The 12,280-nt window shown below is 60.3% G+C and carries 12 protein-coding genes; 7 read left to right on the plus strand and 5 right to left on the minus strand.

Annotation, left to right across the window (positions count from 1 at the left end):
• Positions 1 to 232: 232 nt before the first annotated feature.
• Together AC1DDO_RS16910 and AC1DDO_RS16915 are read right to left on the minus strand one after the other, a co-directional pair.
• Positions 233 to 559 carry a hypothetical protein gene (locus AC1DDO_RS16910; protein WP_476972342.1) on the minus strand — a complete coding sequence of 109 codons (327 nt, stop codon included), beginning with the start codon at positions 557 to 559 and terminating at the stop codon, positions 233 to 235.
• Positions 556 to 792: a hypothetical protein gene (locus AC1DDO_RS16915; RefSeq protein ID WP_476972343.1), complete on the minus strand. Its 237-nt coding sequence runs from the start codon at positions 790 to 792 to the stop codon at positions 556 to 558. The genes AC1DDO_RS16910 and AC1DDO_RS16915 overlap by 4 nt, the downstream gene beginning before the upstream one ends.
• 641 nt (positions 793 to 1,433) lie before the next feature.
• On the opposite strand from AC1DDO_RS16915, the gene AC1DDO_RS16920 reads away from it, so the two are divergent.
• A complete protein-coding gene (locus tag AC1DDO_RS16920) occupies positions 1,434 to 1,559 on the plus strand; it encodes a hypothetical protein (protein WP_476972344.1) in 126 nt (41 codons plus the stop codon).
• A gap of 317 nt (positions 1,560 to 1,876) precedes the next feature.
• Here AC1DDO_RS16920 and pmfR read toward each other — a convergent pair whose 3' ends face one another.
• Positions 1,877 to 3,289: a transcciptional activator PmfR gene (gene pmfR, locus AC1DDO_RS16925; protein ID WP_441410096.1), complete on the minus strand. Its 1,413-nt coding sequence runs from the start codon at positions 3,287 to 3,289 to the stop codon at positions 1,877 to 1,879.
• 232 nt (positions 3,290 to 3,521) lie between these two features.
• On the opposite strand from pmfR, the gene AC1DDO_RS16930 reads away from it, so the two are divergent.
• From AC1DDO_RS16930 to AC1DDO_RS16950, 5 genes are all read left to right on the plus strand, one after another.
• On the plus strand, positions 3,522 to 4,799 hold the full coding sequence (locus AC1DDO_RS16930) for a flavin monoamine oxidase family protein (protein WP_476972345.1): 1,278 nt from the start codon (positions 3,522 to 3,524) through the stop codon (positions 4,797 to 4,799).
• Positions 4,796 to 5,146 (plus strand): cupin domain-containing protein, encoded by a 351-nt coding sequence (locus tag AC1DDO_RS16935; protein WP_441410098.1) that lies wholly within the window; start codon positions 4,796 to 4,798, stop codon positions 5,144 to 5,146. The genes AC1DDO_RS16930 and AC1DDO_RS16935 overlap by 4 nt, the downstream gene beginning before the upstream one ends.
• Positions 5,147 to 5,245: 99 nt before the next feature.
• On the plus strand, positions 5,246 to 6,820 hold the full coding sequence (locus AC1DDO_RS16940) for an aldehyde dehydrogenase family protein (protein ID WP_441410099.1): 1,575 nt from the start codon (positions 5,246 to 5,248) through the stop codon (positions 6,818 to 6,820).
• Between the two features lie 220 nt (positions 6,821 to 7,040).
• Positions 7,041 to 8,420: an NAD-dependent succinate-semialdehyde dehydrogenase gene (locus AC1DDO_RS16945; RefSeq protein WP_441410100.1), complete on the plus strand. Its 1,380-nt coding sequence runs from the start codon at positions 7,041 to 7,043 to the stop codon at positions 8,418 to 8,420.
• Between the two features lie 57 nt (positions 8,421 to 8,477).
• A complete protein-coding gene (locus AC1DDO_RS16950; protein WP_476972346.1) occupies positions 8,478 to 8,693 on the plus strand; it encodes a hypothetical protein in 216 nt (71 codons plus the stop codon).
• Between the two features lie 149 nt (positions 8,694 to 8,842).
• On the opposite strand, the gene AC1DDO_RS16955 is transcribed toward AC1DDO_RS16950, so the two are convergent.
• Both AC1DDO_RS16955 and AC1DDO_RS16960 read right to left on the minus strand, forming a co-directional pair.
• Positions 8,843 to 9,358 (minus strand): TetR/AcrR family transcriptional regulator, encoded by a 516-nt coding sequence (locus AC1DDO_RS16955; protein ID WP_476972347.1) that lies wholly within the window; start codon positions 9,356 to 9,358, stop codon positions 8,843 to 8,845.
• A 122-nt stretch (positions 9,359 to 9,480) separates the two neighbouring features.
• A complete protein-coding gene (locus tag AC1DDO_RS16960; RefSeq protein WP_476972348.1) occupies positions 9,481 to 11,097 on the minus strand; it encodes a helix-turn-helix domain-containing protein in 1,617 nt (538 codons plus the stop codon).
• 270 nt (positions 11,098 to 11,367) lie between these two features.
• On the opposite strand from AC1DDO_RS16960, the gene AC1DDO_RS16965 reads away from it, so the two are divergent.
• Positions 11,368 to 12,225, plus strand: a complete 858-nt coding sequence (locus AC1DDO_RS16965; RefSeq protein ID WP_441410104.1) for an acetoacetate decarboxylase family protein — start codon at positions 11,368 to 11,370, stop codon at positions 12,223 to 12,225.
• Positions 12,226 to 12,280: the final 55 nt, after the last annotated feature.

Genomic DNA, 12,280 nt, shown 5'->3' on the forward strand with positions numbered 1-12,280 from the left:
CTCAACTCCAGCGGCCCGCACAACGCCATGCTCCAGTCTCCCGCGCGCCCAGCCTGACAATCCGCGGCGTCAGGACGGGATCCGGTAAGGCGTCCGCCGCACGCGGACCTAGGGAAGCCCTCCCGCGCAGGTGCCAGCCGGTGCGGGAGTCCTTCGGTTCAGGGGTCTATGCCGGCCGCGAAAGGGCCCACCGGGTCGTCCTGGTTCAGCTCCCAAGACAGTGGGCTGCGCACTACTCTCCGGCCCTGCGCTTGAGATCGGCGATCTGCCCGGGCGACATCCAGTTGCCGGCGGTCCGTAGGTTACGGCGTGCCACGTCTGCTTCCGACTCGCGCAGGACGGCGCCGCGTGCCAGGGGTCCGGCGATGAGCTCGGCCTGCTCCCCCGGAAGGCGAAAGGACAGGCAGGTGCCGTCCGGGGCGGTCACGATCACGTCGACGGCTCCGCGGTTGGCCACGCACGGCTCGCCCAGGGCTTTGTCTTCGGTGAGGGCCCTGAGGGTGAGAGTGTGCCCGTCGCCGGATTCAGCCGTGGCCTCGTCGATGACGTGGCGGCTCACGGCGTGAGGCCTTCGAAGCTGTCCGGTGTGGAGAACGAGGAGATGATCTCTTCCTCCAGCCCGGCGATGACGTGCTGGATGGCGTGGAAGATCGGGGCGGCCATGGAGCGCTTCAGCTGCTCGAGCTTCGGCGGCGGCAGGGCACCCATCATGCCGGGGAGGGAGTTGGCTTCGAGCCAGCGGCTGAATGCCTGATCGACAATCGTGGTCATATCGAGGTCTTCGCGTTTCATCGTCGTGGACCTAAGTGTGCGGGTGAGCTCCGCCATCATCACCCGGCGAGGTTGGGATTGCCTTGGACCACGCCTCACACATTACGGCGGGAGCTTCCAACCGATAGTGGTTCATAGGCCACCTGTGCCACCGAAGCAGCACCATGACCGGCAAGGCCATTGCCAAGGCACTCCTGAGGCCTGCGGCGGACCCCTCGGAGGCCGTCCTTGGATATCGCAGCCCCTGCTGGACGTTGCGCTTCGGCCACTCATCGGCGGCTGACTGGCACTTCCGGACTCTGTCTGTCTGGAAGTCTGTAAGTCGAGCACTCAGGATTTGAGCTATTCGCTTTGGAACTGGCCGGGCCGGGAAGCGGGTTGCTCCAATTGTCCAAAGCGCTTTGGACAATTGAACGTTCGCTACAAGGGCCGAACGGGTTCACATCACCGGAACGTCCAGGATGACACTCCCGGCCGCCTAGACACGCCGATGATTTCTCCGTGGACAGGGGAAGGCAATTTTCCACAGATCCCTAATCTGGCCCGCTAGTGCCCGTGGACATGCTGTGTGCAGCGGCCTCCGGCGCTGGTTCGGGCACATCGTAGTGTCAGCACCCCACCCTTACGATGATCATCCCAGTCGAAGGAACAGGTGGTTTCAGGTGAAGGAACAAAGCAGTGGCAAGGCCACCCGGGTCCAGGTCGCGGGCCTGTGGATCGCGGCGTCCAGCCTGGCCTTGGCGCTGCTCCGCACCGTGTTCGACGTGCTCGAAGTGGGGGGACGGTGAGTCGGGCGCCGAGCCTGGGCGGCAAAGATGTCAGCGCATCGCACGGTTCATCAGGCGGAAGCCTGCGCCTGCACCCGCCCTGTCAGCCGTGAAAGGTCAGCATAAACACGGTTAGCGCGACCGCTCCCCCAGCTCAAGTACTTCGCACATCCCCGATACCGGGGATTATGTCAGCCTAGGGTGACGAAAGGTTGGGGACGGGCGGCCTTCGTCAGCTCCCGGCGGAAGTGCTGCACCCGTGGCCGGTTCGTTGTCGGTGAGCATCCCCGCAACGCGTCGTTTTGTTTCTCGCTGCATCTGCTTTAGCGGATGCTAGATCAATCTGAAGTTGGTGAATAGGAGGCCCATGCCTGGTATGCCAACCAGAACGCAGAAAGGTCCGCTGACGATGAGATATCCCTACCGGTGATCTCTTTGATCTTGGCTAACCTGTAAGACAGGGTTTGGCGATGGATCCCTAGTTCCGCGGCCGTTTCGTTCCATCTGCGGTCTTTTGCAAGGAAAGCGAAAAGCGTCTCACGAAGAGCTGAGGATTTGGCGTCGGGCGCAGCCAGTTCACCTAGCACTTGCTGCACAATTGCTGACGCCTCTTTCCTTGATCGGGTCAGTAGCGAAATTGGTACGCCCGCGAAGTCGAGCCACTGGTGATTTGCTCCACCGGAGGACAAGACTTTATGGGCTTCCTCTGCGGCGAATTTTGCGTCCCGGAGATCAATATAGGTTGATGACGCGGCGGCTCGGATTCCTAGCCCTTCAAGGAGCTGCCGGACGTCCTTGCGGATTCTCTCGGGCATAAGAAGCATGAACGAGTTGCGTCCGGGGCCGGCGAGCACTGGCATTCCCCCGATCGAGACTGCCCTGGCGGCTTTGGGCCCTTGGTCCGTCGCGATCGCAACCATCTGATACCCAGCCGCGATGGCACCTGGCTTCAGAACAGCATCGAGATTATCGGGTATGTGGCCGTCGAGAAGGGCTTCAAGCGCGTGTGCGGAGCGTTCAGCTCGTTCTCTAATCGAACTCAGAAGTTGGCTCACTGCGACGTCGATAACCTGCAGGACGTGGATCAGCAGGAAGCTACCGATTTCTTCGCCGGGAAATTCGGTGACTCTTAGCTTTACCTTGGTATCGCCGGGAAGGGAGTATGAACGCTCGCGAGCCTTCGGCGACATCGTGGTAACGGGCGGCCCCTCGAGGATGGTCAGGCCCGTCTGGGTGTCAAGCACGCTGAGCCTAGCCCCTAAGAGGGCCTGAAGGTCGTCCATCAAACGCTTCGGATCGGCGTGGGCATATGTAGAAAGCTGGTAAAGCTTGCTCAGCTTGAGCACCTGCAGTGTCTGAGTGGAGGCAGTTGCGGCAGCAACGGTGCGGCCAAGGGCCGCAAAGGGGGTTTCCTCATTGGTGAGCAGAACTGGAAATGCTCGGCGGTCGGCCTCATCCAGGAGTTCCTGAGTTAATGGCGGCAAGCTTGGGTGGTCGCCAAGGGCTACTCCGGCCAAACCCGCTTCGTCCAACCTTCTGATAAAAGCCAGTTGCTCCTCGGCTTCGTGCGGGACGCACAGCCCAACGGTCATGAGCAGTTCGTGGGGCCCCAGCCAACGGTCCGGATCGCTTAGCTCGCAGCTGTGGGCCCAAAGGACTTGTCGGTCAAGACCATTTGCCCCTGCCAGGACTCGGGTCCCCAAGCTCTGGGTGCTTACTAGGTCATTTACGGTCAAAACAGACTGGTCCACGTATGAAATGGTACGCCTAAACCAAATTGCAGTGAAATTCTTGCATTCGTACGATATATCTCCCCTTTCATGGTCAGTACTGTGAGTCACACGACATGGAAGCAACCATCAAAGGAGATGCACCGATGGCCCCAAGCTACGGGCTTGCAGCTGATTTATGGCGTAAAGCAGCACACCGCCCAGGTATAGCCGCGGCCAACGCCTCGTTGTGCGTCGGTAGGGAGACAAAACAATGAGTACCCTTCGTGAAGGTGCCAGAATTGCCGTGCTCGGCGCTGGTCTTGCCGGTCTGGCCGCTGCTACCCAGCTCAAGAGCGACGGATTCCAGGTAACCGTTTTTGAGGCCCGGGACCGCTCCGGCGGCCGCGTCTGGTCAGAATCCATTTCGGCCGGGCGTGAGGAACCGTGCATCATCGAGCGTGGCGCAGAGTTCGTGCTTAACGGTTACACGACGATGCGCCGCCTCTTGGCTCATACCGGGCTTGAACTCGTCGACACGGGGATGAGCTATTACGTCCGTGCCTTGGCAGACACGCCGGAAATCAGCACGGATGATGTCGTCGAAGCAGGACGGGCCGCTGCAGCCATCGCCCGGACCTACGATACGCCGCCCTCAGCCGAAACCGTTCTGCAGCGGTTGGAGCTAAGCGACCGCCTCGTCGACGCACTGCGGGGCCGCATTGAGATCTCGACCGCTGTAGCGGCGGATCAGGTCAGTGCTGACACCCTCGAGCACATAGCCTCTTTCGAGCCACTCCCTAGCTGGCGAGTCAGCGGCGGCAACCAGGAACTGCCAAAGGCCCTGGCGGCCCGTCTTGGTAGTGCAGTCCGCTATCGGGAATACGTTCACTCGGTACAGGATTCCGGAGCCGGCGTCGTCGTGGAAACGACAGGCGGAGTGGCAGTTTTTGATGCAGTGGTTGTGGCGCTGCCCCTGTCTCTGATTAGGGACGCGGCCACCATCGCGCTGCCCCTGCCCGGATGGAAGAAGGCGGCACTGGGTCGGGTGCTGCAGGGAGACGCTGCCAAGCTCCATCTTCCTCTCCGCTCTGCGCCAAAGACCAGCGCAGTTATGTCGACGAACGGTCGTTTTTGGACCTGGACCGCGACCGACAGTACCGGGACAGTGACGCCGGTGCTCAACTCATTCATGGGCTCCCCCGGAGCGCTGGACAGGGCCGCCGGCAGTGACGATGACTTTCAGGCCTGGATTACACACGCCCAGCACATACGACCGGACTTGGACTTCGATGAGTCCGAAGCTGTAACCACAATTTGGCGTCACGACCCCCTCGCCCGGGGCGCCTATGCTGCGTTCGGCCCAGGCGGAGGGAAGAAAGACTCCGAAGAGCTCGAACGACCAGTCGGCCATATCTACTTTGCAGGCGAATATGCAGACCCCGATTTCACGGGCCTCATGGAAGGTGCCTTGAGAAGCGGGGAGCGCGCAGCCGCCAGGATTCATCACGCTGCCGTCGGCGTTGCTGCCGAGGTGGTGGGTGTCCAATGACAAACGTCGTAGCAACGATAGCCACTGTTCAATGGCCAAAGAAGGTAGCCATCAGCCCAGAACGTGTGATTTCCGGGAGTCCTTCCGCAAGCACCTTTGTCCTTTACCGCGATTCCCGCACAGAAGCCGGGCTCTGGAAGGTCGAACCAGGTGAGTTCACGACCAGGCTGACCGGCTACAGGGAATTTATCCACATCGTCGAGGGCGCAGGCCAACTCATCCACGATGACGGCGAAACCATCGACCTGCGCGCCGGGACTGTCGTAGCACTGCCAGAAGGATGGGCAGGCCGATGGCGAATAACCGCGCCTTTGGTCAAGTCCTACTCCATCGTCAGCCAGTACTGAGGCCGCCAACCTGCGGATGCTCCGGCAACCAAAGGCCGTTCAATCCAGCCGGCACCCCGGCCCCTATCCACAGAAACAAATCCGAAAAGGAACCAAGTCATGAACTCCGACATCGAATTCGCCCGCGTAAGCAACAGCTTCTTCAGCAACGGTGAATACTTGGCAGCGCCGCACGGGCGTGACGTTATCGATCCCTCCAACAACACCGTGTTGGGAAGCATGGCCGAAGTCCCCCATGACGACATCGAGACAGTCATTGCCAATGCCAACTCCGCGCAGAAGCTCTGGTATGCGAAGACCGCCCTCGAACGGGCTGAAATCCTTCACGAGGTCGCAGCAGAGATGAAGAAAATCAGCCCGGAAATCGCTGAATTGCTGACGCTTGAAACCGGCAAGCCCTATAAGGAAAGCGCAGATGAGATGGGCTGGTCCGTCTCGGCCGTTGACTACTATGCCGAGCTGGGCAGGCATTCAATCGGTTCCATGCTTGGCTCGACCGTCCCCGGGCAAACCCATTACACGCTCAAGGAACCTATGGGCACTGTCGTGAGCATTCTGCCCGCGAACTTCCCGATTCTGCTGCTCATGTGGTCTGCGGCGGCAGCGCTGGCCGCCGGTAACTCCCTCATCATCAAGCCCTCGGAGACCGCGTCTCTGACAACCCTTTCGTTCATGCGGGCCTTCGACGCTCTTCCGGCCGGCCTGGTGCAGTGTGTGACCGGCGGACCAGATGTCGCCAAGCAGCTTGTCTCCCACAAGAACACACACATGATCGCATTCACCGGCAGCATCTCCACCGGCCAGGCTGTCTCCCGCGCCTGCGCCGAGCACTTCAAGCCGCACCTCATTGAAGCCTCTGGGAGTGACGTCTTCCTGGTCATGCCCTCGGCACCCATCGATGTGGCCGCACGGGCGGCCACCTTTGCCTCCTTCTTCAATGCAGGTCAGGTATGCACCTCGGCAGAAAAGTTCCTTGTCCACGAAGACGTCTATGACGAGTTCATGGAGGCCTTCATCGCCAACGTAAAGAAACTGCGCATAGGACACGGCCTCGACAAGGTTGACCTTGGCCCTCTGGAAACCGCCCGTGAGCTTGACCGTGTTGAGGCCATCCTCGCCCGCGCGGTGGAACAAGGCGCGACAATCACCCTTGGCGGAAAGCGGCTGAACCTCGGCGGAAAGCTGGAAAACGGCTTCTTCTTCGAACCGACCATCCTCGAAGGCCTGCGCCCGGACATGGACATCTTCACCACCGAGGTCTTCGGCCCCGTTGCCCCTGTATACAAGGTATCAAGCTTCGAAGAAGCCCTGAAGATCACCAACGACTCCCCCTTTGGCCTCGGCTCCACCCTGTACTCCAAGGACGTGGAGGAGATCACCCGGGCAACGAACGAAATTGTCGCCGGCATGGTCTGGATCAACGCCCCGATCCTCGACAACGACGCAGGACCCTTCGGCGGACGCAAAATGTCCGGCATCGGACGCCAGCTGGGTGCCGAGGGCCTGGACACGTTCCGCCACACCAAACTTGTCATGATCGACCCGGCCGCCACCAGCCATGACTTCTGGTGGTTCCCGTACCAGGACGATGAAGCCTGGAAGGGTGCAGACAACCAGTCGGCCGAAGCCGTCGAAGAGCAGCCCATCCACCACTTCGCACCTGCCGGGGCCTGACCGCCAATCCAGCGCAGCACACATTAGAGGGAACCCGGTTGCCGCCAGGCCGGGTTCCCTCCCCCAGGACGTAGCTGATTTCAGTCGAGGCAGCACGCGTCCAAATGATCTGCCGGAGTCTTGCCCACCTTTCCAGCGAGGCTGCAGCTGGGTACAGAGACCCCTAAGTTTCTGACCAACCACATCCCGGCCACGACCCACATTCCTAAAGGAAAACATCATGATCGCCACGATCAACCCGGCCACGGGCGAACACCTTCAGTCCTTCGATGCACACTCGAACCGCCAGGTTGATTCCATCCTGACCACAGCAGCCGAGGCCCAAAAAGCGTGGAGGCTTGTGCCTGTTGAAGACCGGGTGCAAATACTGCGAAACACCGCCAAGATCCTCCGTGAAAACAGCGGGGAATACGCCCATCTCATCACCCTAGAGATGGGCAAACCCATAGCCGAGGCCCGTGCTGAAATCGAAAAGTGCGCCCTAACAGCGGACTACTACGCCGAGAACGCCCCCCGGTTCCTGAGCTTCGAAAGCATCGAGAGCGGGGCTCAGGACAGCGGAGTCGTTTTCGAACCATTGGGTGTGGTGCTAGCGATCATGCCCTGGAACTATCCGTTCTGGCAGTTCTTCCGGTTCGCGCTTCCGGCACTCGCTGCCGGTAACGGAGCCATTCTCAAGCACGCAAACAATGTCCCGCGCTCGGCGCTGGCCGTCCAGGACGTTCTCGATAAGGCGGGCCTGGCCCCCGGCCTATGCGCTACCATCCTCGTCGAGCCTGAACGGGTAGCCAGCATAATCGCAGATGACCGGATAGCGGCAGTCACATTAACCGGCTCCACACAGGTCGGCAGCATAGTGGCTGCGCAAGCCGGGGCTGCCCTGAAGAAGCAGGTGCTGGAGCTAGGCGGGTCAGATCCATTCATCGTATTGGCTGACGCGGATATCAAGGAAGCAGCCAGGGTTGCTGTCAAAGCCCGATTTACCAATGCAGGCCAAGCTTGCGTTAATGCCAAGCGTTTCATCGTCGATGAAAAAATCGCTGACGAGTTTGTTGCCGAGTTCGTGATTCAAACCCGGGAACTTGTCATAGGAGATCCTTCAGATCCTGCAACAGAGGTCGGGCCGATGGCCCGTGAGAACCTTCGGGCCTCACTTCACGACCAGGTCCAGCGCACCCTGGATGCAGGCGGACGCCTCCTGCTCGGAGGCGAGGCTGTTGAGGGACCCGGATTCTACTATCGCCCCACCATCATCGACCGCGTCAAACCGGGCCAGGCGGCCTTTGACGAGGAAACGTTTGGACCCGTCGCAGCAATTACTCGCGTGGCATCCACCGATGAAGCCATCGCGCTGGCAAATCAAACGGAATTCGGCCTCGCAGCCGCGCTGTGGACCCAGGATCTTGCTACCGCCTGGGACCTGTTGCACCGGATCGATGCCGGAGCGGTATTCGTCAACGGTATGGTCGCGTCTGACCCGCGCCTGCCCTTTGGCGGCATCAAAAAATCCGGATACGGACGCGAGCTGGGTCCTCAGGGAATCCGAGAGTTCACGAACATGAAGACGGTCTGGATAGGCCCCAACACCGGAGGGAGTTAGAAAAGCATGAAAGGCCAGTTACAACAACCGGGAAAAGGACATACCGTCTCAAACCCTGTGCCTGACGACTTCACTTCGGCCAACGCCGTGTGGGACTGGATTGACCTGACCCCCGGAGACTTTGTCCATGTCCGCACGGACACCGGGGTAATTAGCCGGGCGGTGGTCGACACGCTCACCGATGACGGAACCATGGTCTGGCTCCGGAATGATCCCATGGGCTACCGATCCCTCCACCTCATCACTGACCCACTCACCTTGTACAAGCAATGACCAGTAAGGACAGCGATCAGCCGCTCCGGTCGCTGTCCTTCAAATGGAGTGCTTCTCCGACCAAGTTTGATGTGGTGAGCAACGGGGGCTTCATCGCTGACTTCCCTGTAGGTGGCCCCCGCACAGACTTCCGGCCAAACCAGCTGTACTTAAACGGGTGTCGGTAAAACCTTCCGTAAGCAGAACCGTGCCCAATCCTCGCCAAGCGGGTCGTCAAGCCCTAATCCGTATAACATGATGCCGTCGAGCATCGCGATGACGAGTTTAGTGTCATCGACTGAAAGGTGAGGTCTGAGCAGTTCACTGAACGCCACTTCCCACCGCTGGTTGAGGGACCGCAGGGCTGGCCTGCGGTAGGCAAGCACGTGCACTTCATACTCCAAAATGCTCATGTCGCGGCGAGTGTTCGTGTAGATGAGCGCCAGGTCAACCAGCGCGTCTTCAAGATCGCGGGTCAGGTCCCATGACCGGTGCCATTGATCAAGGACCTCAAGCTCACCATCGCTGATCCACTCCAATGCGGCGGCTAGAAGGCCGTCGAGATCCTCAAAGTGATAGGCGATAGAGCCGACCGGTACATCGGCATGAGCTGCTACCGAACGGTGATTGAGCGCTAAGAAGCCGTCGCGTTTCAGCACGTCGGCGGCCGCCCGGGTCAGCCGCATTCGACGGTCCGGGTCGTAGCGTCGCGGGCGGCGTCCTCCTCCGGACGGCTTGCTTGCCTCGGGGATACTCGGAGCAGCAGGTTCCGTAGGCTCTGGTGAACTATGCACCGTCGTCTCTGTTCTCATGACTGGACCGCCGGACTTGCGAATAGAGTCTGCTTCGGACCGGCCACGGTTGCTTCCAAACCGGAGTGCATGGAGCCGCCGGGAGTTCGCGGCCTTCCCTGCCGCGCCTCGTCATCCCGACGTGCACCGTTGACTCCAAACATCGGGACGGGCATGGCTTCCAGAATGCGTTGAATTTTCAGAGCGACATGCAGTTCGACTAGATCGTCCATATTGTCCAGCCGGCGGCCGGTTAGCTCGGTGACCCGGCCGAGCCTATATCTCAGCGTCTGACGGTGCACATGAAGGCCGGTGCTGGCAGACTCCCAGGAACGGTTGCAGGCCAGAAAGTATTCAAGTGACCGGACCAGGTCGCTGCGATGCGACGCATCATATTCCACGAGCGCGCCGAGTACCGTTTCGACAAGCTCTCTTGCTCCGGTCAGGGTGGCAGGGGCCAGTGCGCGGCCTATCAGGTTAGGCCTCTGGTACTGCTCTGAAGCAAGGTGGCGGGCCCATGCGGCAGAGCGGGCGGCATCAGTGAAGGATTCAATCGACCAGAACTTGTCGCTTTGCGGTAGCTCTTGGCCCGCACCCGCTGCCCCGCGGTCTTCGTCGAACCTGACCGCATCGACAAGAACCGACACTCCTCCCGCGTATGTCAAGGGGATATGCGGAATACCGGCCTGTTTGAGACAGAGCAGAAAGTCTGATGAGGCTTCTGCTCCCACATCGATGACCCGCCAGGGAGGTTGCCCCAATCCTCTTCGGGCAAGCGAATTCAGGGCCTGCTCGACGTCGATTAACCCTCCAAAGTATCTGACCATTGTCTCCGTGAGGGCTGAGCTATCTCCATCGTGCTCCACGTAGTAGCGCTCGACCTCCACGGCGAACAACGTACAGAGGTGGAGCAAACTGCGGCGGTCGACGACTTCCTGATCAGCCGGTGTCATTAGCCACACATGGTGTCGTCCCTCGATCGGCAGTACATAGTAATCGCGGCCGGCAATGGCTGCCCGGCGGTCAGCGGAGCCGGTACTACCGATATTGAGAAGCCGTCGCCGCTCGTTCAGGACGCCTGAGTCCACCGTCGATCGCGTAAAGAGTGAGCATCCGGTCTCGGCCTCCACCACCTCTACCCGTATGCCCAGCATGGAGGAAATTTCGTCACTCAAAAACGGCCGCGCCGTTCGACTAAGACTCTTGCTGTAGGCCTCGTAGACGTCGGCAACTTTGTTTAAGCCGGCCTGGGCCTGCTCTGCGGCGTCTTTCGAGACAAAGGCCGCCAAAGTCGAAAAAGGTGTCTCCCAGTTGACTTGAAGCAGCGGAAACCCGAGGTGTTCGGCAGTTCTGCACATCACCTCGCTGAATGGCGAATTCCCGCGCGGATCCGAGGCTGCGAGGCCTACTATGCCGTGGCGATCCAACTGCTGAATTAGAAATTGTTGCCCTCGTGAGTCTGCCGGGAGCGCATCACGGGTCACCATCAGCAGTTCACCACTGGAGAGCCACCGCCAAGGGTCGGTCTCGGCGCAGACGTTGGCTGCGTCGATGAACCGCGTTTCACCGCGGCCGCCCGCGATCAGCCGAGCTCCGGCATCAGGGAAGTGCACTAGTTCGCGAATCGTTGTCATAGTCAATCCTGTCCTGCAGCGATATGAACCATTGTACATATGGATGAGTGCTGGATCACAACTCTGTGCGAACCGACGATATTCAGACGCGGCGGTGGGATCTAAGCTGGCTCAAACGCTTCCGCCGGGGCCTCGGGCTCCATAGCCGAACGGGACACGGGGGGACTACCTCTGAACAGCAGCCCGGGCAACACGCGCGGCTCCGCCACCAGAAGCCAACGACAAGGCACCAGTGGCCGCAAGCAGACACTCACGAACAGGAATTCGCAAATGACTTACGTTTGGACACAAGAACAGATCCAGCGATACTTCGGCTACTACGAGGGCCTCGCGACCCGCAACACGTACTCGTACCTCACCTTCTCCACTTCCGAGGAATTCGCACGTTCGGTGCTGCCGCCTTGTTTGGAACCCACGGATACACCTGAAGTGACCGTATCCTTCATGTCTTTCATGGAGGTCGCGAACGGCCGCACGAACAGAACAGGCCGGGACCGCTGCGCCATGATCCACATCAACGCCAAGTTCGGTGACGCCGAAGGAATCTACTACCTCAGCGTTTTGGAGACCGAGGAAGTCAACCTCGAGACCGGACGCGAGCTCTGGGGCATGCCGAAGAAGCTGGGAACGATCGATTCGTTCGACGACGGCGACACCCTGTTCGCGTTCGTCGAACGCAAGAACCACCGGATCATGGAGTTCCAAGCCGAAATGGGACCGGAACAGGGAGCCCAGCCCTTCCAGGAGGAGTTCTACTTTGAACTCCGTGGCCACTTCGGCGCTAACGGGTTCACGCTCAAAGACCGCGAACTGGTCGTCTTCAAGCTCGGCTCGACAGTGAACCGCTACCGGGAACTCCACAACCCGCACATCGTCCTCAAGGGCTCCCCCTGGGACCCCGGCATCGGCAGTGTCCCCCTTGGCGAATTTACAGGGGGAGGAATGACGGGCGGAAGGATGACGTGGGAGATCGTCGACGTCGTCAATCTGAACGACGACGGCCACGACTACGCGCCCTACATCCTTGGCCGCATGTACGACGACTGGCCGGACCTGCGCGAGACCGCCGGCCGCCACACTGAAGAAGCAACGCTCAAGCAGGACGTTCCCACACTGGCCCTGGCCTGAGCCATGGGTGCCAGGCCTATGGTGTTCCGCTGGCCACACTCGTGCCAGCCTATCC

Source organism: Arthrobacter sp. 10N43 (assembly GCF_056394525.1).